Annotated in this window: 28 protein-coding genes and 2 pseudogenes; 21 read left to right on the top strand and 9 right to left on the bottom strand. The window is 64.6% G+C overall.

Annotation, left to right across the window (positions count from 1 at the left end; genetic code table 11):
• Positions 1-170: 170 nt before the first annotated feature.
• Positions 171-1232, bottom strand: a complete 1062-nt coding sequence (gene pspF / locus FMM79_RS04255; RefSeq protein WP_148626312.1) for a phage shock protein operon transcriptional activator — start codon at positions 1230-1232, stop codon at positions 171-173.
• A 167-nt stretch (positions 1233-1399) separates the two neighbouring features.
• Here pspF and FMM79_RS04250 point away from each other — a divergent pair, with 167 nt between their 5' ends.
• The 8 genes from FMM79_RS04250 (at position 1400) to FMM79_RS04215 (ending at position 4609) form a co-directional block, all read left to right on the top strand.
• Entirely contained in the window at positions 1400-1606 is a 207-nt protein-coding gene (locus FMM79_RS04250) for a hypothetical protein (RefSeq protein WP_039390526.1), read from the top strand.
• A complete protein-coding gene (gene pspA / locus FMM79_RS04245) occupies positions 1603-2457 on the top strand; it encodes a phage shock protein PspA (protein WP_148626311.1) in 855 nt (284 codons plus the stop codon). The genes FMM79_RS04250 and pspA overlap by 4 nt, the downstream gene beginning before the upstream one ends.
• Positions 2458-2611: 154 nt before the next feature.
• Positions 2612-2998 carry a PspC domain-containing protein gene (locus FMM79_RS04240; protein ID WP_148626310.1) on the top strand — a complete coding sequence of 129 codons (387 nt, stop codon included), beginning with the start codon at positions 2612-2614 and terminating at the stop codon, positions 2996-2998.
• Between the two features lie 43 nt (positions 2999-3041).
• The gene (locus FMM79_RS04235) at positions 3042-3332 is read left to right on the top strand and encodes a hypothetical protein (RefSeq protein WP_162853537.1); all 291 of its coding nucleotides are present in this window, start codon (positions 3042-3044) and stop codon (positions 3330-3332) included.
• 10 nt (positions 3333-3342) lie between these two features.
• Positions 3343-3681 carry a hypothetical protein gene (locus FMM79_RS04230; RefSeq protein ID WP_148626309.1) on the top strand — a complete coding sequence of 113 codons (339 nt, stop codon included), beginning with the start codon at positions 3343-3345 and terminating at the stop codon, positions 3679-3681.
• A gap of 26 nt (positions 3682-3707) precedes the next feature.
• Positions 3708-4067 carry a hypothetical protein gene (locus tag FMM79_RS04225; protein ID WP_240338969.1) on the top strand — a complete coding sequence of 120 codons (360 nt, stop codon included), beginning with the start codon at positions 3708-3710 and terminating at the stop codon, positions 4065-4067.
• The gene (locus tag FMM79_RS04220) at positions 4064-4345 is read left to right on the top strand and encodes a hypothetical protein (RefSeq protein ID WP_148626308.1); all 282 of its coding nucleotides are present in this window, start codon (positions 4064-4066) and stop codon (positions 4343-4345) included. The genes FMM79_RS04225 and FMM79_RS04220 overlap by 4 nt, the downstream gene beginning before the upstream one ends.
• Before the next feature lie 12 nt (positions 4346-4357).
• Positions 4358-4609, top strand: coding sequence for a hypothetical protein (locus FMM79_RS04215; RefSeq protein WP_039390519.1), 252 nt, complete (start codon positions 4358-4360; stop codon positions 4607-4609).
• Positions 4610-4660: 51 nt separating this feature from the next.
• Here FMM79_RS04215 and FMM79_RS04210 read toward each other — a convergent pair whose 3' ends face one another.
• Positions 4661-6739 carry an NAD(+) synthase gene (locus FMM79_RS04210; RefSeq protein ID WP_148626307.1) on the bottom strand — a complete coding sequence of 693 codons (2079 nt, stop codon included), beginning with the start codon at positions 6737-6739 and terminating at the stop codon, positions 4661-4663.
• Positions 6740-7051: 312 nt separating this feature from the next.
• On the opposite strand from FMM79_RS04210, the gene FMM79_RS04205 reads away from it, so the two are divergent.
• Both FMM79_RS04205 and FMM79_RS04200 read left to right on the top strand, forming a co-directional pair.
• Complete coding sequence (locus FMM79_RS04205; protein WP_148626306.1) at positions 7052-7468, top strand: SufE family protein; 417 nt, start codon at positions 7052-7054, stop codon at positions 7466-7468.
• Between the two features lie 31 nt (positions 7469-7499).
• The gene (locus tag FMM79_RS04200) at positions 7500-7859 is read left to right on the top strand and encodes a YbaN family protein (protein ID WP_148626305.1); all 360 of its coding nucleotides are present in this window, start codon (positions 7500-7502) and stop codon (positions 7857-7859) included.
• Between the two features lie 22 nt (positions 7860-7881).
• Here FMM79_RS04200 and FMM79_RS04195 read toward each other — a convergent pair whose 3' ends face one another.
• Together FMM79_RS04195 and FMM79_RS04190 are read right to left on the bottom strand one after the other, a co-directional pair.
• Positions 7882-8841: a formate/nitrite transporter family protein gene (locus tag FMM79_RS04195; protein ID WP_240338968.1), complete on the bottom strand. Its 960-nt coding sequence runs from the start codon at positions 8839-8841 to the stop codon at positions 7882-7884.
• 79 nt (positions 8842-8920) lie between these two features.
• Complete coding sequence (locus FMM79_RS04190; RefSeq protein WP_148626304.1) at positions 8921-9439, bottom strand: sterol desaturase family protein; 519 nt, start codon at positions 9437-9439, stop codon at positions 8921-8923.
• 193 nt (positions 9440-9632) lie between these two features.
• Between FMM79_RS04190 and leuC the strand changes: the two genes are divergently transcribed.
• The 7 genes from leuC to FMM79_RS04160 all read left to right on the top strand — a co-directional run bounded on the left by leuC (position 9633) and on the right by FMM79_RS04160 (position 14352).
• The gene (gene leuC, locus FMM79_RS04185; protein ID WP_148626303.1) at positions 9633-11072 is read left to right on the top strand and encodes a 3-isopropylmalate dehydratase large subunit; all 1440 of its coding nucleotides are present in this window, start codon (positions 9633-9635) and stop codon (positions 11070-11072) included.
• Between the two features lie 14 nt (positions 11073-11086).
• The gene (locus FMM79_RS21470) at positions 11087-11254 is read left to right on the top strand and encodes a hypothetical protein (RefSeq protein ID WP_162853536.1); all 168 of its coding nucleotides are present in this window, start codon (positions 11087-11089) and stop codon (positions 11252-11254) included.
• Positions 11255-11267: 13 nt separating this feature from the next.
• Positions 11268-11870, top strand: coding sequence for a 3-isopropylmalate dehydratase small subunit (gene leuD / locus FMM79_RS04180; RefSeq protein ID WP_148626302.1), 603 nt, complete (start codon positions 11268-11270; stop codon positions 11868-11870).
• A gap of 207 nt (positions 11871-12077) precedes the next feature.
• The gene (locus tag FMM79_RS04175) at positions 12078-12413 is read left to right on the top strand and encodes a DUF1476 domain-containing protein (protein WP_148626301.1); all 336 of its coding nucleotides are present in this window, start codon (positions 12078-12080) and stop codon (positions 12411-12413) included.
• A 133-nt stretch (positions 12414-12546) separates the two neighbouring features.
• On the top strand, positions 12547-12780 hold the full coding sequence (locus FMM79_RS04170; RefSeq protein ID WP_039390508.1) for a BolA/IbaG family iron-sulfur metabolism protein: 234 nt from the start codon (positions 12547-12549) through the stop codon (positions 12778-12780).
• A 30-nt stretch (positions 12781-12810) separates the two neighbouring features.
• A complete protein-coding gene (grxD, locus tag FMM79_RS04165; protein ID WP_148626300.1) occupies positions 12811-13140 on the top strand; it encodes a Grx4 family monothiol glutaredoxin in 330 nt (109 codons plus the stop codon).
• A gap of 426 nt (positions 13141-13566) precedes the next feature.
• Positions 13567-14352, top strand: a complete 786-nt coding sequence (locus FMM79_RS04160) for an NUDIX domain-containing protein (protein ID WP_148626299.1) — start codon at positions 13567-13569, stop codon at positions 14350-14352.
• 36 nt (positions 14353-14388) lie between these two features.
• Here the strand turns inward: FMM79_RS04160 and FMM79_RS04155 are convergent, their stop codons facing one another.
• The 4 genes from FMM79_RS04155 to FMM79_RS04140 form a co-directional block, all read right to left on the bottom strand.
• On the bottom strand, positions 14389-14712 hold the full coding sequence (locus FMM79_RS04155) for a PilZ domain-containing protein (protein ID WP_148626298.1): 324 nt from the start codon (positions 14710-14712) through the stop codon (positions 14389-14391).
• Between the two features lie 59 nt (positions 14713-14771).
• Positions 14772-16079: a sugar MFS transporter gene (locus tag FMM79_RS04150; protein ID WP_148626330.1), complete on the bottom strand. Its 1308-nt coding sequence runs from the start codon at positions 16077-16079 to the stop codon at positions 14772-14774.
• A gap of 151 nt (positions 16080-16230) precedes the next feature.
• Positions 16231-17733: a glycerol kinase GlpK gene (gene glpK, locus FMM79_RS04145; protein ID WP_148626297.1), complete on the bottom strand. Its 1503-nt coding sequence runs from the start codon at positions 17731-17733 to the stop codon at positions 16231-16233.
• Positions 17734-17775: 42 nt separating this feature from the next.
• Entirely contained in the window at positions 17776-18621 is an 846-nt protein-coding gene (locus tag FMM79_RS04140; RefSeq protein ID WP_205466476.1) for an MIP/aquaporin family protein, read from the bottom strand.
• A 172-nt stretch (positions 18622-18793) separates the two neighbouring features.
• Here FMM79_RS04140 and FMM79_RS04135 point away from each other — a divergent pair, with 172 nt between their 5' ends.
• The 4 genes and pseudogenes from FMM79_RS04135 to FMM79_RS04120 all read left to right on the top strand — a co-directional run.
• Complete coding sequence (locus FMM79_RS04135; RefSeq protein ID WP_240338967.1) at positions 18794-20335, top strand: glycerol-3-phosphate dehydrogenase; 1542 nt, start codon at positions 18794-18796, stop codon at positions 20333-20335.
• A 65-nt stretch (positions 20336-20400) separates the two neighbouring features.
• Positions 20401-21207: a DeoR/GlpR family DNA-binding transcription regulator gene (locus FMM79_RS04130; RefSeq protein ID WP_148626294.1), complete on the top strand. Its 807-nt coding sequence runs from the start codon at positions 20401-20403 to the stop codon at positions 21205-21207.
• Between the two features lie 463 nt (positions 21208-21670).
• Positions 21671-22108, top strand: a pseudogene (locus FMM79_RS04125) (IS21 family transposase); the annotation flags it as partial.
• A gap of 761 nt (positions 22109-22869) precedes the next feature.
• Positions 22870-23316 (top strand): annotated as a pseudogene (locus FMM79_RS04120) (transposase); the annotation flags it as partial.
• Between the two features lie 335 nt (positions 23317-23651).
• On the opposite strand, the gene FMM79_RS21555 reads toward FMM79_RS04120, so the two are convergent.
• Positions 23652-23870 (bottom strand): hypothetical protein (locus FMM79_RS21555; protein WP_205466470.1); only part of this gene is annotated, 219 nt, incomplete at its 5' end.

The following is a 23870-nucleotide window of genomic DNA, read 5'->3' as shown; positions in this document are numbered from 1 at the left end:
GTAGCAAAATCGCCACGGGACCGAAATTACCCTTGTGTCCGATTTTGCAACAGGCCCATCAACAAGAACAGCTGCCCCTGCACGATCATCGTCAAAACGGCTATCCCTATCGACAAAGTGCGCAGATACGCCCCCTGTTCCGATCCACCCCGGCCCACAACCACCCCGCGCTAGGCATCCGGGGCAAGCGCATGACGCCTCATCGCATGGCGAAGCTGGTCGTAACTGAGCCCCAGCGCCTTGGCCGTGCGCCGCTGGTTCCAGCGATTCGCCTCGAGTCCCCGGCGCAGCAGATCGCGCTCAAATGCATCGACTGCGGCGCGTAGGTCGTCGGGGAGCGGGACGGAGGCACCCTCCCTTTCCTCAGCGCTCCGGGCCACCGCGCCTGGCGTTGCAGCCGACGCCTGCGCAGACGATACGGGCGCGAGCTGCCCTGGCTCGGACGCCTCCTCCACCCGCCAGGGACTGCCAAACGGGTCGAAGACGACCTGCCCGATCGGCTCCTCCGGGATATCCCAGCGGTAGACCGCCCGCTCAATCACATTGCGCAGTTCGCGCACGTTGCCCGGCCAGGCGTAGGCCTCCAGCTCGTCCAGCGCCGGGCGGGCAAAGCCGGGCCAACCCTCCCAGGCCAGTTCGGCCGCCATGCGCCGCCCATAGTAATCCGCCAGCTCGAAGACATCACCTTCGCGCGCGCGAAGGGGCGGGAGCGTGATGACCTCGAAACTCAGCCGGTCGAGCAGGTCGGAACGGAACGCCCCCTCGCGCGCCATGCGCGGCAGGTCCGCGTTGGTCGCCGCAACGATGCGCACATCGACTGTGATCGGACGCGAAGCGCCGATACGCGCAACCTCGCCATATTCGATCGCGCGCAGGAGGCGCTCCTGCGCAGCCATCGAGAGATTGCCCAGCTCATCAAGGAACAGCGTACCTCCGTCCGCCTCTTCGAAGCGCCCCGCGCGCGCGCGCGTTGCCCCGGTGAAGGCGCCCGCCTCATGGCCGAAGAGCTCAGCCTCGATGAGGGTTTCGGGCAGCGCCGCGCAGTTGAGCGTAACCAGAGGCTCACCCCAGCGCGGCGAAAGACGGTGCAGGCGCTGGGCGATCAGCTCCTTGCCCGTACCGCGCTCACCAATGACGAGCACGGGACGGGTGATCGGCGCTGCGCGACTGGTGCGCTCCACCGCATCGAGAAAGGCCACCGACTGGCCTACGAATTGCACATCACGATCCATTGCTAATATTTGGCGTATTTTACTACTATTTGGCAATCCGCAAAGTGCGGTTCATCAGCCAGACAGTTAGCAAAGCCTGCAATTCAGCCATTTTTCGCATTTGGCACGCCTCCTGCAATGTCTTGAGCAACACGCCGAAAGGCACACTGCAACAGGGATTTTTCGCTATGCCGCTGCGTACCGCCAGCTCCGACCAGACCGGTTCCGACCTCGCCGCCCGCCAGCCGCGTGCGACCCTTGCCCGCACCAAGCTCGACTGGGCGATCATTGCCAGCCTGCTGGCAATGGGCGCGCTCAACCTGATGGCGATGGCCGACCAGCTTGGCCCGGCCAAGGCCTACGCCGCCCCCATTTGCGGAGTACCCCTCGCATGAGTCGCCTCGACACCGAAATCGAAATCCTTCACGCCTCCAGCGATGCGTGCGAGGATCGCGGACAACGCCAGGGCGGTCGCACCTGGCACGCCGCAAACGACAGCCACGCCTCGTTCACCACCCCCCCCCGCCGCCCGAGCCACAACAAAGGAATAGCCAGCATGGGTATCTTCTCGCGCACCCGCGACATCATCGCCGCCAATTTCAACGACATGCTCGACAAGGCGGAAGACCCGGCCAAGATGATCCGCCTGATTATCCTGGAAATGGAAGAGACCCTCGTGGAAGTGCGCACCAGTTCGGCCCGCACGATCGCGGACCAGAAGGAATTGCGCCGCCACGCCGACAAGCTCGACGCGCTCCAGGCCGACTGGGCCGACAAGGCGCAGCTGGCGCTGAGCAAGAACCGCGAGGACCTGGCCCGCGCCGCGCTGCTCGAAAAGAAGAAGGCTTCGGACATGGCCGAGCAGCTGCGTTCCGAAATCGCGGTGCTCGACGATTCGCTCAGCGCCTACGAACAGGACATCGAGAAGCTGCAGAGCCGCCTGCGCGAAGCCCGCAGCCGCCAGAGCGCGATCGCCGCGCGCCTCAAGAGCGCGGAGAACCGCGTAAAGCTGCGCACCCTGCTCGCCAGCGAGCGCGTCGACGAGGCACTGGCCCGCTTCGACCAGCTCGAACGCCGGGTCGACTACGCCGAAGGCCGCGCCGAGGCGATGAACATCGGCGACGACAGCCGCCAGCCGACGCTCGCCGATGAAATTGCGGCGCTCGCCGATGGCGACTCGATCGAAGCCGAATTGGCGCAGATGAAGAAGACGATGGGCCAGGGCTCGGATACCACCGGGCAGTAATCCAAGGCCACCGGGCCGCGCGGCAGACACCCGGATCGCCGCGTAGCCCGTCATCAAGGGCCCGGAGCCATCAATGGCAAGGGGCCATGGTCCGGGGGCGCGGGAGACATGAAGGTCTCCTGCAAGGGACAACCCAAGGGAAGGGACCAGCACAGTGTCACGTGGACATTTCTATCTCGACAAGTCGAACGCCAAGCTTGCGGGCGTCTGCGCCGGCATCGCCGACTTCACCGATGTCGATGCGCTCTGGATCCGGCTCGGCGCCGTACTCCTGCTGCTCTTCGGCTTCCCCATCGTGATCGCGATCTACATCGCGGTCGCGCTCATCGCCGACAAGCGCCCGCTGGGGGACTACAGCGCGCACGAGGAAGAGCGCCTGCTGCGCCGGATGGAACGCCGCCGCGCCAAGAAGGCCGGGATCGGTCGCAGCGAACGCCTGCGCGGCGAGCTGAGCGACATGGACCGGCGCGTCGCCGACATGGAAGCGCACTATTCCAGCAGCAACTCGCGCCTCGCAGCCGAAATCGAGAGCCTGCGCTAAGGCACATCTCTTCTACCGGGCATAAAACAGGGACACGAACATCATGGACACCAGCTCACTCGCGCTTCTCATTCCGCTTGCACCTTTCCTGGTCGGTGCTCTGGTGGTCTGGACCAAGCACCAGCGCCGCATGGCCGAGATCCAAGCCGAGGCAACCGCCGAAAAAGCCGCACAGTACGCCTCGGGCACCCGTGAGCTGGAAGAGCGCGTGCGCGTCCTCGAGCGCATCATCACCGATGGCAGCTACGACACCGCGCTCCAGATCGAGGCCCTGCGCGATCAGCGCGAAACCGACGCCCAGCGTGCGTCCGACACCGCCAAGCACGTAAACTGAGGGACGGCACATGAACTGGGGTGGCCCCGAATTCGTCCTTGTCATTATCGCCCTCTCCACCGGCGGATGGCTTCTCAACAACTGGATCCGCGCCCGCCACGGCTATGCGCTGGAAGATGAGTGGTTCGGCAAGACCGAAAGGTCCGACCCCGAAGCCGCGCACGAAGCACAGGTGTTGAATGCAAAGCTCCTGGAACGCGTGACCAAGCTGGAACAGCGCACCGCCGCCCTGGAGACCATCGTGACCGACAGCGGCTACAATGTCGCCCGCCAGATCGAGGCGCTCAGCCCGCTTGAGGCGACACGCAGCCCCTCCGCCACTCCGCCCCCCACTGCCCACGCGCGCTAAGCGCCGTCCATCGGAAGGAGACAGTCATGACGCTCGATCTCGCCACGCTCGAAATGCTCAGCCCGGTCATCATCGTGGGCACAGCCATTGCCACCGCAGGTTGGATCTTCAACAACTGGCTGCGCATGCGCCACGGCTATCCGCTGGAAAATTCCTGGGGCAAAAGCATCTACCCCAAGACCGACGGCGAGGCGCAGGCCCGCGTCCAGTTGCTCACCCAGGAAAATGCCGAACTGCGCGCCGAGGTCAGCGCGGTGAAGGACCGCCTCGCCGCCGTCGAGAGCATCGTCACCGACAAGGGCTACGATGTAGCGCGCCAGATCGAATCGCTGCGCGAAGCCCGCGAGCTCGCCCGCGCCGGCGGACCTGTGGAGACGCGCCAGTGAATCTGGGCGACCTCCTCACCGTCACCATCGTCATGGGAACGGTGGTGCTGCTCTTCACGATTCTCGCCAGTGCCTACAAGCGCTACCTCGCCTACCTGGAACGCAAGCTGGAACTGACGGCGGACACCCACGCCCTCCAGGCCCGCGAAAGCGACCTCGAAGAACGCCTGCGCCACCTCGAAAACCTTGCCTCGCCACGCAGCGACGCGCAGGATAGCGGGCACCAGCCGCCCCACCCGACCGAGGAGCAGGCCATGCCCCTCCTCGCCCATACATAAGGTTACACGACAATGAGTTTCTGGACGGCCGTGGTGGTCATGTTCGTCATCGGCTGCATCACCTGGCTGCGCGCCAAGAAGCTGCACCTGCCCTCCGAACGCTCGGACCATGGTCGCACCATCGGCCGCCGCGATCCCCACGAACAGGAACTCGAGGACGAGATCGCCCAACTGCGCGAACGTATCAACGTCCTCGAACGCATCGCCACCGACGAACGCCGGGGCAAGGATCTTGCAAAAGAGATCGAGAGTCTGCGGGATTGAGAGGGAAGAGTTGATCCGAGGGCAATGGCCCTCGAAACCTCCCTTTTCTTGCTACCCTTCCAAAGGCACCTTCGCATCCAGTTCCGCCAGCCACACATCGGCGCGGGCATCCGACGGCGCGCGCCAGTCGCCGCGCGGGCTGAGCGCCCCGCCTGAGGAGACCTTGGGTCCGTTGGGGATCGCCGAGCGCTTGAACTGGCTGAAGGCGAAGAAGCGGCGCAGAAACTTCTCCAGCCAGGCGCGAATCACCGGCAGGTCATAGGCCACGCGCCGGTCGGCGGGATAGCCGTCGGGCCATTGGCCGTGCGCGGCGTTGTGCCAGGCGTGCCAGGCAAGGAACGCGACCTTGGAGGGCGTCTGGCCGTAGCGCATGATGTGGTGGAGGAAGAAGTCGTTGAGAGCGTAAGGCCCGATCTTCTCCTCGGTGCTCTGGATCGCGCCGTCCGCGCCGGCGGGTACGAGTTCGGGTGAAATCTCGGTGTCGAGAATAGCGTGAAGGATCGCGCCCGCCTCGGCTGCGAAATCCTCACCGTCCGCGCACCAGCGGATCAGGTACTGGATCAGCGTCTTGGGTACGCCCGCGTTGACCGCGTAGTGGCTCATCTGGTCGCCCACGCCGTAGGTGCACCAGCCCAGCGCCAGTTCGGACAAGTCCCCGGTGCCGATCACGAAGCCGCTGTGCTGGCTGGCAAGGCGGAAGAGATAGTCGGTGCGAAGCCCCGCCTGGACGTTCTCGAAGGTGACGTCGTAGACCGGCTCGCCGCGGGCAAAGGCATGGCCGATGTCCTCCAGCATGCGCGTTGCGGCCGGGCGGATGTCGATTTCCTCGGCCGTGATGCCCAGCGCATCCATCAGCTTCCAGGCGTTCGACTTCGTGCCCTCGCTCGTCGCGAAGCCGGGCATGGTGTAGCCGCGAATGAAGGTGCGCGGCAGGCCAAGGCGATCGCAGGCGCGCGCAGCCACGATCAGCGCGTGGGTCGAATCGAGCCCGCCCGAAATGCCGATCACCATCGACTTCGAGCCTGTCGATTCCAGGCGCCGCATGAGGCCATCGACCTGAATGTTGAACGCCTCGTAGCAGTCCGCGTCGAGCTTTTCCGGGCGGTTGGGCACGAAGGGAAAACGGCGGATCGGACGCTGGAGGCCGATATCCCCGCGCACCGGCGCGTGGCGGAAGGGAACGGCACGGAACGTCTGCGCGGGCGATCCGGCAAGTTCGGCCGCGTCGGCGAAAGTCGGCAGGCGCAGCCGCTCGCCGACGATACGTTCGCAGTCGATATCCGCGATGCACAGCTGCGGCTCCAGCGCAAAACGCTCGGACTGCGCGAGGCAATCGCCCAGTTCGTAGACGATGCCCTGCCCGTCCCAGGCAAGGTCGGTCGTGCTCTCGCCATGCCCCGCCGCGCAATAGACATAGGCCGCAGAGGTGCGCGCGGACTGCGCCTTGCACAGCGCGTGGCGTTCATCCGACTTGCCGATGGTGATGTTGGAGGCCGAGAGGTTGCACAGGATCGTCGCCCCGGCGAGCGCGCCCAGCGTGCTGGGAGGCGTGGGCGCCCAGACATCCTCGCAAATCTCGACGAAGAAGCGGAAATCCTTGAACACTTCGGACGCAAAGACGAGGTCGACGCCGAACGGCACGTTCTGGCCGGCAACCGTGATCGACTGTCCGCACACCGCCTTGCCGCTTGCGAACCAGCGCTTCTCATAGAACTCGCGGTAGTTGGGAAGGAAGGACTTGGGCACCACGCCCAGGAGCTTGCCGTGTGCGATCACCACCGCGCAGTTATAGAGGCTGGAGCCGTGGACCAGCGCGGCCCCCACCAGCAGAACCGGCGAGAGCGAGGCGCTGGCTGCAACGATCTCGGTGAGCGCGGCATCCACCGCCGCGATCAGCGCGCCCTGCAAGTGCAGATCGTCGATGGCATAGGCCGACAGACACAACTCTGGAAAGACCAGAAGATCGACATGCGCTCCATGCGCGCGGCGCGCTTCGGCCAGGATCGCATCACGGTTGAAGGTGACATCGGCAGGCCGCACATGCGGGGTCGAGGTCGCAACGCGCACGAAACCATGCTCGTGCAGTGAAAAGAAGGGATGGCTGCGGTCGGCGGCGGCAGAAGCGTTCATGGCCATTTCCCTGACAGGAACCGCGCCCGGGCGCAATCGACGTGACGCGTGAAGTCGAAAAACTGGAAGAAGCAGAAGACTAATTCCGAGGACCATCGCCCTCGGGCTCCCCATACCGTCGACCTCACCTCCCACGCGCCCCCCGGCCGAGCGGGGTGAGGTCGTCCGTTCTGGGGTCAAGGGGTGATGACCCCTTGAATGCCCCCTTTCTTCGTCTCTGACTGTCTCTTTATCTTGATTGCAGCCCCTTCGCGCCGCGCCCAGTGCCAACGCCCCCTTGCCCTGTGGCGACACGGCCCTAAATGACGTTGCATGCGCAGCCTTGATGACATCCGCGAAGAATATGAGTTCCTTGAGGGCGACGAACGCTATCGCCTGCTGATCGAGTTGGGGCGCGAGCTCGACCCGATGCCCGACGCGCTCAAGACCGACGCCACCAAGGTGCGCGGGTGTTCGGCCTCGGTCTGGGTATACCCCACCGAAGCGGAAGGCGGCACGCTCCATTTTCTGGCGGATAGCAACGCGGCGATCACCAAGGGCATCGTCGCGCTGGTGATTGCAGGCGTACAGGACAAGCCCGCCGCCGAAGTGGCCGAGACCGACATCGTCGCCGCGCTCGAGCCCTTCGACCTCAAGAATCAGCTTTCTTCGAACCGCACGCAAGGCGTTCCCAACATGATCGCGCTGATCCGGGAAACCGCGGCGCGCTACGCGGCCCCCCAGTCTTGACCCACCCCTCTTCTGGCCGGGGCGCGCGAGCTTGAGGAAGGTCAAGCGCTCGATCTGGATGCTTGGCGGCGTGCTGTTTGTGGCGCTGGGCACCATCGGCATCTTTCTGCCGGTCATGCCCACCGTCGTCTTCTACATCGCGGCGGCCTGGTGCTTTTCCAAGAGCCACCCGGAATGGGCCGAGCGGCTCTACAACCACCCCAAGCACGGCCCCCATCTCGTCGCCTGGCGCGACCGGCGGGCGATCAGTCGCAAGGGCAAGGTCTCGGCCATCCTTGCGATGAGCGCGAGCATTCCTTTCACCTGGCTCGTGGTGGGTTTCCCGCTGGCTTTCATCCCGACAGGCGTGCTCGCCGTACTGGGCCCGTGGATCTGGACCCGGCCCGAGTGATCACCCGGGCCGGCGGTCCTGTTCAGATTTCGGCGTGGATCTGGCCGTAGGAGAGCATCGCGAAAAGGCCGGTGCCCCCGATCACATTGCCCGCGAAAGTGGGCAGGAGATAGCCGGTAAAGGCCGCCTCGATGGACTTCTGACCGTCGATGACGAGCATGAACATCTCGGTCGACCCGGCGATGACGTGGGTAAAGCCGCCCGCCGCGATGAGCGCGGTGAAGACCATAATGACCCAAAGCTCGAAACCCTTGGAACTGGGTAGCATCCACACCAGTCCGGCAATGAAGAAGCCCGCCGGAATGCCCTTTACCAGTGCGGTCCAGCCTTGCGACTGCGCGGCGTGCTTCGAGACCTCGAGCATGGCGGTCACATGGCTGCTTGCCTCGGCATCGCCCCCATCCGACATCACCATCACGAAGAAGGCGGTGAGGAAGGTGCCGATGAAATTGGCGGTGAGGACAATGGTCCAGAGCCGCGCGGAGAGACCGAGCTTGCCCCAGCTCGGCTCGGACAGCATCGGCAGGACCACGCTCAGCGTGTTTTCGGTGAAAAGCTGGAGGCGCGAGAGAATCACGAAGATGAAGCCCACCGAATAGCCCAGGCTCGAGACGAGCCAGCGGTTGGGGCTGCCTTCCAGCGTGTCATACAAAAGCGCCTGTGCGAATACCGAGGTCGAGATGCCGATCCCGGCGGCAATGCCCGACCACCACAGCGACGAGGTCGGACGGCGCAGTTCCTCTTCCCCCTCGCTGCGGATGATCGAGAATACGGTGAGTGCGGACAGGCGGCTGTGCGCGGACACGCGGCGGCGTTCGCGGCGGGTCAGGGTCGAATTGCCGCTTTCGATTTCGCGTTCGGTGTTCTCGCGTTCGGCCTTCTGTTCGGCCCGGCGCAGTTCCTCTTCGCGTTCTTCCTCGGTTTGCTCCGCCTCGGCAGGACCTAAAGAGGACCCTGCACCGGAGCCGGCGGTATCGATCACGTTCGGATGTCTCCTGAAAGATCTGGAACGCCTGTAACGCGCCAGATCATCCGGGGTTGCCGCGTGTGTGACCTGGTGCTCAGTCGTCCACCGCCTCGCGCACCACCGCGATGCCGCGGCGGCGCTGCTCCTTGAGTTCCTGCTTGAGGCGGACAGGGTCGCGCGCGACGACGAACCCGAAGCTGACCCCGCCTCCCTTGCCGATAGTCGCATGGTGCAGCTTGTGCGCCTGGACCAGACGCTTGGCATAGCCCCGCTTGGGCACCCAGCGGAAGTAACGCTGGTGAACAAGGCCGTCGTGGATCAGCGTATAGATGATGCCGTAGACAAGGATGCCAAGGCCAATCCACGTTCCCGGCCACCAGGCGTGCTGCCCCATGACGAGCGGCGAGCCGACCGCGAACATCGAGATGCTCATGGCCGCCCCCACCAGCGCGTAGAGGTCGTTCTTTTCCAGGACCTTGTCGTGCGGCTCGTGGTGGTCGCGGTGCCAGCCCCAGCCAAAGCCGTGCATGATGTACTTGTGGCTCGACCAGGCGACCAGCTCCATGGCCGCGGCGCTCGCAAGAACGATGAGAATGGCGATAAGAACAGTCACCCCCTCTTCCTAGACCGATGCGGCGCCCGTGTCAGCGCCTGATATCATGCCGTTCATCGCATCTTCGTGGCACAACTTGTCTCCTTACCGGGCTGAAAAATACGCCGTTCGTCCTCCTGCCGGATAAATCGAACACATGCCCCGTGCTGTACTGCTTGAATTGCAAAGCGCAGGGGCCTAATCGGCTCGGATCATGACCACACAGCCGCGCACACTCTACCAGAAGATCTGGGACGCCCACGTTGTCGACACCCGCGACGACGGTACCTGCCTCATCTACATCGACCGGCACATCGTGCACGAGGTGACGAGCCCGCAGGCCTTCGCGGCGCTACGCGCGAGCGGGCGCAAGGTGCGCCGTCCAGACCTGCACATCGCGGTCCCGGACCACAACCTGCCGACCACCGCGCGCCGCGATGCAGCCGGCAAGCGCGTTCCCATCGCGGACCCGCAGAGCGCGCAGCAGCTCGACATGCTGGAGAAGAACGCGCCTGAATTCGGCATCCGCTACATCGGCGACGCCGATCCCGAGCAGGGCATCGTCCACGTCGTGGGCCCGGAACAGGGCTTCTCGCTGCCCGGCGCCACGATCGTGTGCGGCGACAGCCACACCTCCTGCAACGGCGGTCTGGGCGCGCTCGCCTTCGGCATCGGCACCAGCGAGGTCGAGCACGTCATGGCGACGCAGACACTGATGCTCAAGCAGTCCAAGACCTTGCAGGTCAACGTCGAGGGCACACTCGGCGCGGGCGTCTCGCCCAAGGACGTGATCCTGCACATCATCGGCCAGATCGGCACCGCAGGCGGCACCGGCTACGTCATCGAGTACACCGGCAACGTCTTCCGCGAGATGTCGATCGAGGGCCGCCTGACAGTCTCAAACATGTCGATCGAAGCGGGCGCGCGCGCCGGTCTGATCGCGCCCGACGAGACCACTTTTGCCTATGTCAAGGGCCGCCCCTATGCGCCCAAGGGTGCGGACTGGGACAAGGCCGTCGCCTGGTGGAAGAGCCTCGCCAGCGATCCGGGCGCAACCTACGACAAGTCGATCCACATTCGCGCCGAGGACATCGAGCCCACCGTGACATGGGGCACCAGCCCCGAGGACACCGCCCCCATCGGCGCCGTCGTTCCCTCTCCGGACGATTTCGCCGACGCCTCCAAGCGCCAGGCGGTCCAGCACAGCCTTGAATACATGGGCCTGACGCCTGGCACCAAGCTGACCGACATCGAGGTCCAGAACGTCTTCATCGGCTCGTGCACCAACAGCCGCATCGAGGATATCCGCGCCGCCGCAAAGATCCTCAAGGGCCGCAAGAAGGCCGACAACGTGACCTGGGCCATCGTCGTGCCGGGCTCGGGCCTGGTCAAGGCGCAAGCCGAGGCCGAAGGACTCGACAAGATCATCATCGAGGCGGGTCTGGAATGGCGCGAGCCGGGCTGCTCGGCGTGCCTTGCCATGAACCCCGACAAGGTGCCCGCCGGTGAGCGCTGCGCCTCTACCAGCAACCGCAATTTCACCGGGCGCCAGGGTCCGGGTGCGCGCACCCACCTCGTCAGCCCCGCCATGGCGGCCGCAGCCGCCATTACCGGACGCCTCGCCGATGTGCGCGAGCTGGCCGAAAACGCCTGAAGGACGAACGCAAGATGGCAGACGAACCCGATACCTCGCTCGCCGGACGCGCCGCGATCGCGGCTGGTGCGGCCATCGGCTCGGCGGCAGTCGCCGCCGCCCTGCTCTTTGTGAAACGGCGCAAGTCGCGCGCAGAGAAGCACGCGCCCGCGCACCCCGAACAGGCCCCCGAGACGGATTGAGACGAGCACACCCATGAACCCGATTTCCCAGGTTTCCGGCCGGGCTTACCCGTTCGGCCGCAAGAACGTCGACACCGACGTCATCATCCCTGCCCAGTGGCTCAAGACCGTGACCCGTGAGGGCCTTGGCCAGGGCTGCTTCGAATCGGTCAAGACCAAGCCGGGCAACGTCTTCACCGACCCGGCTTACGAAGGCGCGCCGATCCTGATCGCGGGAGACAACTTCGGTTGCGGCTCAAGCCGCGAGCATGCGGCCTGGGCGCTGCTCGACATGGGCGTGACCTGCGTCATCGCGCCCAGTTTCTCGGACATTTTCTCGGGCAACGCGTTCAAGAACGGCATCCTCGCGGTCGCGATCCCGCAGGAGGCCATCGACCGCCTGATGGACGTCGCCACGACCGACCCGATCAGCGTGGACCTGGAAACCCAAACGGTGACGACGCCCTTCCAGGACCGCTTCACCTTCGAGATCGACCCGTTCCGCAAGCACTGCCTTCTGAACGGCCTCGACGAAGTTGGCCTGACGCTGGCGCAGGACACCGAAATCGGCACCTACGAAACCAAGGCGCGCGAGGATCTGCCTTTCCTTGCCAGTCCGAAGCTCGCCGAGGCCTGAGCGGCGCCCTGAAATGCCGCAAGCCGGCATTTCGGATATGTTTTTCCGGCCCGGCGGGACCCTCCCGCCGGGCCGGTTACCTTATGGGCCGCGCGCGCGATGCCGGAATCGGGATTGAACCCGGCCCCGCTCGGCCCTATCGCAATGGGAACGACCCGTGGCACGGTGCGCAGGTGCGCCGGAGCCACGCTTTTGCGGGATTGTGTGATGAAGAGTTTCAGCAGCAAGGGGCACGGCGCAGATGGTGGCGAGCCGACCGGGCTCGAGCATGACGCCGAGGTGCTTTTCCGCATCCAGGCGCGCCGCAACCGCCTCGTAGGCGAATGGGCTGCCGCACGCATGGGCCTTTCCGAAGCCGAGACCGAAGCCTACGCCAAGGCGGTGGTCCAGGCCGACTTCGAGGAAGCGGGCGACGAAGACGTCATCCGCAAGCTTCTGGGCGACATCACCGCCGCCGGGATCGACACGACCGAAGGCGAGGTGCGTGCCGCCCTCGAGGCCAAGCAGGTCGAGGCGCGACGCGCCTTCCTCGGCACGGCCTGACCACCCCCGTCCACCTCGCCGGCGCCGCACCCGAAACGGCTCGAAACCGGGCGCCAGCGGTGCTAGAGGGAGGCGCAAGACCAAGGTGCCGGCCGCACCTTGCCCCCCAACGACGGCCATAGGAGAAGCCCAGATGGCGATGCCCGCCAGCGAGATCGAGCGCCTTATTGCAGAAGCCCTGCCCGGCTGCGAAATCACGATCACCGACCTTGCCGGCGACGGCGACCACTATGCCGCGCACGTCATCGCGCCCCAGTTCGCGGGCAAGATGCGTGTCGCTCAGCACAAGATGGTCTATGAAGCGCTCGGGGGCCGCATGGGCGGCGAGCTCCACGCCTTGCAACTCACCACCGCCGTTCCCAAGTGACGCGCATACGCTTTTGAGGATTTGAATCAGATGTCCGACGTTAACGCCCGTATCGGCGACCTCGTGAAGGCCAACGATGTTGTCCTGTTCATGAAGGGCACGCCGCTCTTCCCGCAGTGCGGCTTCTCGAGCCGCGCCTGCGCTATTCTCGACCACATCGGCGTCCCGTTTGAAACGGTCGACGTCCTGCAGGACCAGGAAATCCGCCAGGGCATCAAGGCCTACTCGGATTGGCCGACGATCCCCCAGCTCTACGTGAAGGGCGAGTTCGTGGGCGGCAGCGACATCATGATGGAGATGTACGAGGCTGGCGAACTGCAGCAGCTCGTCACCGATGCGGGAATCGCGCCCCAGGCCTGATTCGCGTTCACAGGCACCGTGACCCGACGCAAGAAGGGCCCGGAGACCACTATGGTGTCCGGGCCCTTCTTGCGTCTGTCGGGGAGGCAGGGCCAGGAGACATGATGGCCCTGCCCCATCGAGACTGCTTTGGGTACAATAAACACAAAGCATAAATCGTGCCAAACTCGCAAGATTACGCAAAACCCGTATTTGCGCTTCCGACGCGACCATCCCTCAAGGCCAACATGTAAGAAATCTCGACACATTCAGGCCCACTCCAAGGCCCGGTACTGCCTGCGAGAGGCTCATCGTGACCAACGCACCTGCGACCCGCACCGCTCCCCCCCTTTGCCTGTGGCCCTGAGGGCGCCAACGGTGTGCGTGTCCCACCTTCAAGGCAACCACCCTCTTGCCACCGGTGGCCCGGCGCGCGAAAGCGGTCCCATGACCACGTGCCACGTTCCAACCGACCCGCCCGAGGACCTGGTGCCCGCCGCTACCGTCGTCGTCTTCCGACGCAGCCTCCAGCCCGGCGGACCGCCCGAACTGCTGATGGTCAAGCGCGCCCCAAAGATGCGCTTTGCCGCGGGCGCGCTGGTCTTTCCGGGCGGACGCGTCGATGCCGAGGACACCGCCCTTGCCCGCCGCCTGCTGCCAAATGAAGACGAAGCGCTGGGGGCGGCCCGCATCGCCGCCATTCGCGAAACACTGGAAGAGACCGGACTTCTCATCGCCAACCCCGCCGCTGTCTCGCCGCAGGCCGTGCGCGAGGGCCGCGAACAGCTGCTACGCGAGGGCGCTCTTGCCCCGGTGCTCGAACGGATGGGTTGGGAACTCGATCCCTGGCGCCTCACCTTCTACGCCCACTGGTGCGCGCCGGGTGTCAGGCCTTTCGACACCCGCTTTTTCCTGACCGATCTGGGCAGCGGACAAGTCGATATCGCGGTCGACAAGACCGAGAACACGCAGCTATTCTGGGCCAGCGCGCGCGCGACGCTGGCGCTGTGCCAGAAGGGCGAAGAACGCGTCATATTCCCCACACGCCGCAACCTGGAGCGCCTCGCCAGACACGACTCCTTCGCAGAGGCCCATGCCGACGCGCAGGCCCATCCCCCGCGCCGGATCCGACCCGTGATCGAACATCGCGACGATGGCGACTGGCTGACAATTCCGGAAGGACTTGGCTACCCTGTCTGCGCCGAGGCCATGGCCAGCGCCCAGCGAGGCTGAACGCAGCGGCCCTACTCCCCACGTCGGCCACGCGGATCAAAAGCCGCGCGGCATACCCTTGAACGGGTTGTGGAGGGCCAGGTGGTCCACGACCGGGCCATAAAGCGGCCGGTCGAATTCGACACCGGCAAAATCACCGCTGATCCAGCGCACGACCCCGCTGAAAGCCTCCAGCCCGTTCGGGCGCAGCACGATGCGCCCACCGACCTTGAAGAACATGCCCGTAATCTGAATACAGCACCCCTCGGGCGAGAGATCGTAGATCTCGCCAGTGTCCCGCAGACCGCTGTGGGTCCGGCATTGTACGGTCATGGAAACCGGCTTGCGCACGGAGCGCCGGGGGATGATCGGACGGCTCATTCAGGTATCAATAGCCTGGCTTTCTTGACCTTTCATTACCCACTTGCGGCACGCCCGGTTCAGGCCGGGCGGCGCGCGTAGAGGCCAAAGCCCGCGATCACCGCATAGCACAGCGCCGGGATGATGAAAGCGATCGAGAGGTTGCCGCCTGTCGCATCGGCCAGCGCGCCGGTAAGAACCGGGATGACCGCCCCGCCGCAGATGGCCACATTGATGATACCCGAACCATCGGCCGCGCGCGCGCCCAGCTTCTCGCAGGCAAGGCTGAAAATGGTGGGGAACATGATCGAGTTCATGAGGCCGACGGCCAGGAGGGTATAGCCCGCCAGCGGTCCGGTGCCGGTGGTCGAGACCGCGATCAGGACGATGGCCGCACAGGCGTTCAAGGCCAGCACCTTGCCCGGGCTGACGACGCGCAGTACCGCCGAGCCGAGGAAACGCCCGACCATCGCCCCGCCCCAGTAGAAGCCCAGGAGCTTGCCCGCGCTCGCCTCAGGCAGCGCCATCACGTGGTCCTGCATGAGATAATTGACGATGAGCGAGCCGATGGTGACCTCGGCGCCGACGTAGAGGAAGATGCACAGCGCACCATAGCCAAAACGCAGGCGCGACAGGAGATCGAGCCCGAAGCGTTCGAGCATGCCCTTGGTCGCTTGGGCCTCGTGCTTCTCTGCGGGAAGGCGGTTGCGGAACATCCAGACCGCGAGCGCAACAAGCGCCAGTGTCGCGGCAATGCCAAGGTAGCCATGGACGATCGCCTGGCTTTCCTGGCGGCGGTAGGTGTCGAGCGCCGCGCCGGTCAGTTCGCCCGCCGAGACATTGGCCAGGCTGCCCAGGATGAGGACCGAACCGGCGATGGGGAAGAGCGTGGTGCCCAGCGAGTTGAAGGCTTGCGCGAAAGTCAGGCGGGAGGACGCGGTCTTGCGCGGCCCAAGCAGGCTGATCAGCGGGTTCGACACGACCTGGACGATGACCACCCCGGCGGCCAGCACGAAGTAGGCGGCCAGGAACAGCGGGTAGTAGGCCGTCTGCGAGGCCGGGATGAAGGCGAGACAGCCCGCGATCATCACCACCAGACCCACCACCGCGCCGCGCATGTAGCCCAGCTTGCGCACCAGCATCGCGCCGGGAATACCGATCACCGCGTAGGCGGTAAAGAAGCAGAACTGCACCAGCATCGCTTCTGTGAAGCTGAGCGTGAACAGTTCCTTGAGCTTGGGAATGATGACGTCGTTGAGGCTGGTGATGCCCCCGAAGATGAAGAACAGCGCGAACACGAAGTAGCGCAGTTCGGGCGCATGGACGTGGCCACCCGGGACTTCCTCCCTGAAGGTTTCGGCGTCGCCACTGGGGCTGGTATCGATCATTGCGGCCACGGTGCTCTTCTCCCGGTGGGGTGGCTGTTCAGGGCGCAACGATCTGGTGCATTTTTTTACTTAGGGCAAGAAATTGCGCGCGCCTGAGAGATACAGGCCGCGACGGCTCATTTCGGGCCAGTTCATTTCGAGCCCAATCCCCTTATTTCGAGATAGTGCGGCGCACAGCATCTTTCCAGCCAGCGGCAAGATCCCGGCGGCGCCCGGCCTTCATCGCCGGGCGGAACAGTTCGCCCTGCCGCCATGTGCGCGAAAGGGCGTCGAGATCGCTCCAGACGCCCGTCGCAAGTCCTGCGTGGAAAGCCGCGCCGAGCGCCGTCGTTTCCAGGTGGACCGGACGCTCGACCGGCACGTCGAGCATGTCGGCCAGGAACTGGCACAGCCAGTCGTTCGCGGCCATCCCGCCATCGACGCGCAACCGCTCGGGCGTGCGGCCACCATCGGCGACCATCGCGTCTGCAAGATCCATGGTCTGGTAGGCCACCGCCTCCAGCGCTGCGCGGGCAAGATGCGCCTGCCCTGCGCCCAGCGTCAGGCCATAGATCGCGCCGCGCGCGTCCGGGTCCCAGTGCGGTGCGCCCAACCCGACGAAGGCAGGCACCATGTAGACGCCATGATTGTCCGGCACTTGCGTCGCCATGTCGTTGGTCTCGCGCGCATGGGTGATGACCCCGATGCCATCGCGCAGCCACTTGATCGCCGCGCCCGCCACGAAAATCGAACCTTCAAGCGCATAGGTCATCTGGCCATTCAGGCGATAGGCGGGCGTGGTGATAAGGCGGTTGTCCGATGCCAGCGCTTCCTCGCCCGTGTTGAGCAGCATGAAGCAGCCCGTGCCATAGGTCGACTTGGCCATGCCCGGCGCGAAACAGGCCTGGCCGAACAGCGCGGCTTGCTGGTCGCCCGCCATCCCGGCGATGGGGATCTCGGCCTCGAACAGGTCGGGCGCGGTGGTGCCGAAGACGTGGCTGTTGTCGTGCACCTCGGGCAGGATCTGCATCGGCACACGAAACAGGCGGCACAAGTCCTCGTCCCAGCCTTGCGTGCGAATGTTGTAGAGCATCGTACGCCCGGCGTTGGTGACGTCGGTCGCGTGGACCTTACCCCCGGTAAGGCGCCACAGCAGGAAGCAGTCGATGGTGCCGAAGGCGAGTTCGCCGCGTTCGGCCGCGCCGCGCGCTCCGGAAACATTGTCCAGAATCCAGGCGAGCTTGGTCGCCGAGAAATAGGGATCGACAAGGAGCCCGGTGCGCGCCCGCACGTCGGCCTCCACCCCGTCCGCCTTGAGATCGGCGCACAGCCGCGCGGTACGCCGGTCCTGCCACACGATTGCCTTGTGGATCGGCCTGCCCGTCGCCTTGTCCCACACCACCACCGTCTCGCGCTGGTTGGTGATGCCGATCCCGGCGATGTCGTGCGGCGCAACGCCGCTCTTGCCCATGGCCTCGCGCGCGGTTCTCACCACGTCGCGCCAGATGTCCTCCGGGTCGTGCTCGACCCAGCCCAGTTCGGGGTAGTGCTGTTCGAACTCACACTGCGCGGTTGCCACCGCGCGCGCCTCGGTATCAAACACGATGGCGCGGGTCGAGGTCGTCCCCTGGTCGATAGCAAGTACGTGACCGTGAACAGGGCCGGACTGGGACATGCGGGAACTCTCCGTCGGGGTAATGGGGGAGGTCGACGCGGCTTATTCGGCGCCGGTTTCGACCGTGGTTTCGTGTGCGTTTTCGGTTTTCGTCTGGGGCCGCAGGTAGGGCTTGATCGCGAAGTGATAAAGACCCGCGCCAACAAGACCGCCCACGAAGGGCCCGGCAATCGGCACCCAGAAGTAGAAGCCCGCGCCCGGCAGCGCGGAGGCGCCCCACCCGGTGAAACTCGCGAAGAGGCGCGGCCCGAAATCGCGCGCGGGGTTGATCGGCCAGCCTTCGAGATAGCCACCCGAGGCGCCGATGGCCGCAACGAGCAGTCCGATCATCAACGCGCCCGAGTTCGCCCGCGGCGCCATCTCGTTGTACTCGTCGGTGATCGCAAAAATGCCCAGCAGCAGGAACGCGGTCAGGATGACCTCGTCCCAGAACGCATGCCAGGGGGTGATGTGCGCACCGGGCAGCGTGAAGAATACTCCCGCCGCGCCGCCTTCGCCTCGGGTCAGGCCCTGCGCGACGTTGAAGGCATCGATCACCGGATGCCAGAGCTGGAGGACAAGCGCGGCGCCGATCACGCCGCCTGCGACCTGCGCGGCGATATAGGGGAGAACCTTGCGCCGGGGAAATCCGCGATAGACCATCAGCGCCAGGGTCACGGCTGGGTTGGCGTGGGTGCCCGAGACCGAACCGGTCACGTAGATCGCCAGCGTCACGGCCAGCCCCCAGGCAATGCACACGCCCCAGTAGGCCTGTGCATAGGGGCTGGGATCATAGAGCGTGATCATGGCCGCGGCGGAATCGCCCAGCGTGACGATGATCATCACCGCAATCATCTCGGCAATCAGTTCGCCGCGCAGCTTGCGCGAATCTTCGGTCCCGGCAGGCACGATCCGAGATCTCCCCTCTATCGGTCTTCGTTTTCGCGTACTCCCTGCACGCACCTTCATACGAAGGTCAAGACTTTCGTTTGAATTTTCGTTTACAGCAAACTATACCGTGAAACGAAACTCGCCGGGATGTATTGTCCCGACCAAGCCACACCGAAGTGGAGTTCCCACCTTGCCATCTGCAACGCCCCTTCCCTCGCAAGAGCCCACCTATGACCTGCTGATCGTGGGCGGCGGCATTAATGGGGCTGGCATCGCGCGCGATGCAGCCGGGCGCGGGCTCTCGGTGCTACTGGTCGAACAGGACGACCTTGCCAGCTACACCTCCTCCTCCTCGACCAAGCTGATCCACGGCGGGTTGCGCTACCTCGAATACTACGAATTTCGGCTCGTACGCGAAGCCCTGATCGAGCGCGAGCGCCTGCTTTCCATGGCTCCGCACATCATCTGGCCGCTGCGCTTCGTGCTGCCTCAGTCGCAGTCGCCCCGCCCAGCCTGGATGGTTCGCCTCGGCCTCTTCCTCTACGACCACATCGGCGGCCGAAAGACCCTGCCCGGCACCGAGACGATCAATCTCGACACCGCGCCGCAGGGCCGCGGCCTCTCTCCCTTGGCGAACACGAGCAAGGGCAAGGGCAAGGGCAAGGCCTTCGTCTATTCCGACTGCTGGGTTGAAGACAGCCGCCTCGTCGTCCTCAACGCCATGGACGCAGCCGCGCGCGGTGCGCGGATCGAGACGCGCACCCGCCTCACCGGCGCGACGAGCGAGAATGGCTCCTGGACCGCGCAGATCGAAGGCCCCGATGGCGCTCGCGACGTGCGCGCGAAAATGCTGGTCAACGCGGCGGGCCCCTGGGTCGACAAGGTGCTCCAGCGGCTGGGCCGGGCCAAGAATGATCGCGGCGTGCGTCTCGTCAAGGGCAGCCACATCGTCGTGCCCAAGCTCTACGAGGGCGATCACGCCTTCATGCTGCAGAACCCGGACCGCCGCATCGTCTTCGCGATTCCCTACGAACGCGACTTCACGCTCATCGGCACCACCGACGAACCCTGGACGCAGGAGCCGGGCAAGGCCGAGATCAGCGAGGCCGAGACGGCCTACCTGTGCGAGACCGCCAACCGCTATTTCGATCGCACCATTGCCCCCGCCGACATCGCCTGGAGCTATGCCGGGATCCGCCCACTCTACGACGATCACGCCGCCAACGCCTCGGCGGTGACCCGCGATTACGTGCTCGACTTCGACCGGCCGGACAGCGGCGCGCCGATGCTCAGCATCTTCGGGGGCAAGATCACCACATTCCGCAAGCTCGCCGAGCACGCGCTGGAGCACATCGCGCACGTATTCCCGCAGGCGAAGACCGCTTGGACCGGCGGCGCCGTGCTGCCCGGCGGCGAGATACCGGACGGCGACTTCGCGCGTTTTGTGCAGGACCTTGCCCGCCGCTTCCCGCAAATGCCCGGCGCCCTTCTGCACCGCCTCGCGCGCGCCTACGGCACCTGCGCCGAGACGATCCTGTCGGGCACGCAGGCGCCTGCGGACCTGGGCGAGGATTTCGGCGGCGGCCTCCATGCCGCCGAGGTCGACTATCTGGTCGCCCACGAATGGGCCCGCAGCGCCGAGGACATCCTCTACCGCCGCTCCAAGCTGGGCCTCCATGTGCCTGAAGGTACCGCTGCCAAGCTCGACAGCTATCTTTCACAGGGCGCCTGAGCGCCTGCGCTTTGCACGGCGTGCGCGCACCGCTAGGGTGGTGCCATGACGGGGGCAGCAGGCGCATGAGCGCGCACACTAGCATCGAGGACGGCCAGGGCGATATCGTGACGCGCCGGCGCACGCGCATCCTGGAGATCGCGCGCAGCGCGGGCCGCGTCGAGGTCGACGATCTCGCCACCCGGCTCGATGTCACCCCTCAGACCATCCGCAAGGACCTCAATGTCCTGGCCGAGCAGGCGCTGCTCTCGCGCGTGCACGGCGGCGCGGTGGTCACCTCGGGCGTCATCAACCTGGAATACGAGGCGCGCCGTTCGGTCGCCTCGGAAGCCAAGGCCCGGATCGGCGCGGCCGCCGCCGCGCTGGTGCCCGACGGAGCTTCTCTGTTCGTCAACATCGGCACCACGACAGAGGCGGTCGCGGCCAGTTTCGGCAACCACCGCAACCTCATGGTGATCTCGAACAACCTCAACGTGATCGACACGCTCTCGGTCCATCCGGCCATGGAACTGGTGTGCGTGGGCGGCAAGGTGCGCACCGCCGACCGAGCCGTGGTGGGCGCTCTTGCCATGCGCTTCATCGAGAGTTTTCGCGTGGACTACGCCCTCATTGGCATTTCCGCGCTCGATCCCGACGGCAGCCTGCTCGACTTCGCCATCGACGAGGTGGAAGTCTCACAGACGATCATCCGCAACGCGCGCAAGGTTATCCTCGTTGCTGACAGCTCCAAGGTCGGCCGCTCGGCCCCGGTGCGGGTGTGCGGAATGGAAGCCATCGACTACTTCGTGTGCGACACCCTTGCCGACCCGGACTTACGCCAGGCCTGCGCGGCCCACGACGTCACCCTGATCGAGACCCTGACGAGCCCCTGATCGCGGGTAAAACCGGGCACGCTCCCTCCCTTGCCCCTGCCAGACGACAGGCTCAGCCTAATCCGAAGGAAAGGAGTCATGGCGGAGAGTAGCTCGCAAAAACAGTACAAGCGACTGAATCTAAATTCAAAAATTCAAAATCCTGCCAATAAAGCCCCTGAGCCAGCCCCGCCCTTATCTCACCGCAATGTGGTACGGTTCCAGAAGGTAGCACATTGTACTGTATATCCGCATTATCTGGATGCAGAGCGTTGCACATCCCAGTTCTTCGAATGGCACAGCGATTCGCCCCCAGCCTTACCCGAAATTCGAAAACCAGCGGCCAAGCTGCCTCTCTCGTACCTTCCAAAACTTGTTGATTGCCACTGAGAAGTGACCCGGAGCGCTTATAAATTACCACTGAGAATTGCCCCATGTTTCTCTCCCTTCCGGCTGCCAGTCGGAGGGTCTTGGAGTGATCGACATGGACTTACTCAGTGTGATCCGCCGGTGGCATTTCCGACAGGGGATCTCCATTCGGGAGATCAGGCGCCGGACTGGCCTGTCCCGCAACACCATCCGCAAGTATCTGCGCTCCGATACGGTTGAGCGCAGCTTCAAGGTTCCGTTACGGCCCAGCAAACTCGATCCCTTCGCGGACAAGCTGACGGCTTGGCCGCGAGTGGAACTGAAGAAATCCCGCAAGCAGAAGCGGACTGCCAAGCAACTCTACGTTGATCTGGTGACGCTGGGTTACGATGGCTCCTATAACCGGGTGGCCGCCTTCGCCCGGCGATGGCGGACCGAGCTTCAATATGAACAGCAGACCAGCGGGCGCGGGACGTTCGTGCCTTTGGTTTTCCAACCTGGCGAGGCCTTCCAGTTCGACTGGAGCGAGGATTATGCCGTGCTGGACGGCAAGGCACCTCCAGCAGCGCCGATCGATGCGCCTCAGGCCCTGTGTCTGGCGCAGGAGCCCGAGGCCAATGTCGTGCGCTATGACAGGCTGAGGGAGATCCGCCCATAACCCAATGCCATCAAAGGTCGACTGTTGACCGGCGACTAATTTGCGCAACAAAGCCATAACGCATGACAAAAAAGATTCGCGCTGCCACTGATTAAATCGCCTGAACCGAGCGAAAGGCAGTCCACCTGGGCCGCACGGATCGTACCAAGCCAGCAATTGCGCCAGCGCGTCTAACGGCTGCGATCTGAAATCCCCATAGCTCAGCGCGTGAGGCACCGCGGGTCGTACATGTAAGACTTTCGTACGCCTGTCGGCGCCCGAAACCCTTCAACCTTGCCGACAGTCGGCTTTGGAGTGGATGTCCTGGGTAATCTGACCTTCGCTCCGCGCCTGCTCGATCCTGGATCAGCGCCCTGCACATTGCGCCATCGCGACTGTCGGCTCTGGAGCGGCCCCCTTGGGTAAGCTGATGGGCTGGACGCCCCCTGACGGCATCCATGCGCCATAGTGGAGGTGTTGAACACCACTGAAGGAGGCGTCCGTGTCGAAGGTTATCACAATCGGGTTGGATATCGCCAAGAATTCGTTTCACGCACCCGGTGCCGACGAGTGGGGCGAGACGTTTTCAGCCGCAAACTGAACCGCAACAAGCTACTCGAGTTCTTTGCTAACCAACCTGCCTGCCTTGTCGCGATGGAGGCATGCGGCGGCGCCCATCATTCCTGTACAAAGAGATCGCGCGCCGGGCACGGGAAGACGAAGTCGCGCGCCGACTTATGACAATCCTTGGCATCGGGCCGATCGCGGCCACTGCTATTGTGGCGCTGGCGCCCCAGGCTGCGTCGTTCACCAAAGGCCGCGATTTTGCCGCGTGATTGGGCCTTGCCCCACTTCAGCACTCAACCGGTGGCAAGCAGAAACCGGGCAGGATATCGAAAATGGGGGAGCGGACGATTAGGCGATTGCTTATTATCGGCGGCAGCTCGGTCGTGCGGCAGGCAGCCGTGCGGGGAGCGCCGGCAGGTTCGTGGCTGGAAGGGATGCTGGCCCGCAAACCACGTATGCTCGTCCCGGTCGCGCTCGCCAACAAGATGGCGCGCATTGCCTGGGCGCTCATGACAAAGCAGGAGGATTACAAAGCTCTGGTTGCTGTCGCCGCGTGATGTTGCGAGAACACACCTGAAGTCGTCGGAGACGTAGGAGGTCGAAGGAGGGTATGGCACAACTGTCAGTTAGAAGGGGTCGGAAAAGCAGGGAATGTCGAAGCGCAAACCAAGCGCGCTAAGCCGATTTGGATCCGGTCCGCGAACTCCCATACTGGCCCGCGGCATAGTGCTGCTTTCAGAGGCCGGACAGACGAGACCACCTGACTACGTGCCACCTCTTCTCATTTAACGCTTGCTCCTTTGGGGCGTCCACAAACGACGTGTGGGCGATGGCGCTCTGTCAGATTGGATCCGCACCCCCCCTTTGCGTACCCATCCGGTGAAGCTTTCGATTACTTACAAGTGGTCGCCCGCGTGATTCCCGTGAGCGCATTGCGGTTGAACCCCCTGTTTCGGCTGTGATTCCTGCTCAGGCACGGAACCTGGGGGGGGCGTGCCATGGCGCGAACGACGGAGATGAAGCTGAGGCCTGGATCGACGGAGAAATAGACAACACCGGGTTCGGCGATGCTCGGCTTGGTAATCGGCTGCGCAAACTGATGTGCAGCTTG

This window comes from Novosphingobium sp. BW1, from assembly GCF_008107685.1.
Lineage (GTDB): Bacteria > Pseudomonadota > Alphaproteobacteria > Sphingomonadales > Sphingomonadaceae > Novosphingobium.
Note: the sequence above shows the minus strand (reverse complement) of the source record. Positions and strands in the feature narration are given on the sequence as shown.

Bases quoted from the DNA above. Each gene is read 5' to 3' on its own strand.
- pspF (WP_148626312.1), bottom strand. From the start codon at position 1,232: ATGGATCGTGATGTGCAATTCGTAGGCCAGTCGGTGGCCTTTCTCGAT.
- FMM79_RS04250 (WP_039390526.1), top strand. From the start codon at position 1,400: ATGCCGCTGCGTACCGCCAGCTCCGACCAGACCGGTTCCGACCTCGCC.
- pspA (WP_148626311.1), top strand. From the start codon at position 1,603: ATGAGTCGCCTCGACACCGAAATCGAAATCCTTCACGCCTCCAGCGAT.
- FMM79_RS04235 (WP_162853537.1), top strand. From the start codon at position 3,042: ATGGACACCAGCTCACTCGCGCTTCTCATTCCGCTTGCACCTTTCCTG.
- FMM79_RS04230 (WP_148626309.1), top strand. From the start codon at position 3,343: ATGAACTGGGGTGGCCCCGAATTCGTCCTTGTCATTATCGCCCTCTCC.
- FMM79_RS04225 (WP_240338969.1), top strand. From the start codon at position 3,708: ATGACGCTCGATCTCGCCACGCTCGAAATGCTCAGCCCGGTCATCATC.
- FMM79_RS04215 (WP_039390519.1), top strand. From the start codon at position 4,358: ATGAGTTTCTGGACGGCCGTGGTGGTCATGTTCGTCATCGGCTGCATC.
- FMM79_RS04210 (WP_148626307.1), bottom strand. From the start codon at position 6,739: ATGAACGCTTCTGCCGCCGCCGACCGCAGCCATCCCTTCTTTTCACTG.
- FMM79_RS04205 (WP_148626306.1), top strand. From the start codon at position 7,052: ATGCGCAGCCTTGATGACATCCGCGAAGAATATGAGTTCCTTGAGGGC.
- leuC (WP_148626303.1), top strand. From the start codon at position 9,633: ATGACCACACAGCCGCGCACACTCTACCAGAAGATCTGGGACGCCCAC.
- FMM79_RS21470 (WP_162853536.1), top strand. From the start codon at position 11,087: ATGGCAGACGAACCCGATACCTCGCTCGCCGGACGCGCCGCGATCGCG.
- leuD (WP_148626302.1), top strand. From the start codon at position 11,268: ATGAACCCGATTTCCCAGGTTTCCGGCCGGGCTTACCCGTTCGGCCGC.
- FMM79_RS04175 (WP_148626301.1), top strand. From the start codon at position 12,078: ATGAAGAGTTTCAGCAGCAAGGGGCACGGCGCAGATGGTGGCGAGCCG.
- FMM79_RS04170 (WP_039390508.1), top strand. From the start codon at position 12,547: ATGGCGATGCCCGCCAGCGAGATCGAGCGCCTTATTGCAGAAGCCCTG.
- grxD (WP_148626300.1), top strand. From the start codon at position 12,811: ATGTCCGACGTTAACGCCCGTATCGGCGACCTCGTGAAGGCCAACGAT.
- FMM79_RS04160 (WP_148626299.1), top strand. From the start codon at position 13,567: ATGACCACGTGCCACGTTCCAACCGACCCGCCCGAGGACCTGGTGCCC.
- FMM79_RS04155 (WP_148626298.1), bottom strand. From the start codon at position 14,712: ATGAGCCGTCCGATCATCCCCCGGCGCTCCGTGCGCAAGCCGGTTTCC.
- FMM79_RS04150 (WP_148626330.1), bottom strand. From the start codon at position 16,079: ATGATCGATACCAGCCCCAGTGGCGACGCCGAAACCTTCAGGGAGGAA.
- glpK (WP_148626297.1), bottom strand. From the start codon at position 17,733: ATGTCCCAGTCCGGCCCTGTTCACGGTCACGTACTTGCTATCGACCAG.
- FMM79_RS04130 (WP_148626294.1), top strand. From the start codon at position 20,401: ATGAGCGCGCACACTAGCATCGAGGACGGCCAGGGCGATATCGTGACG.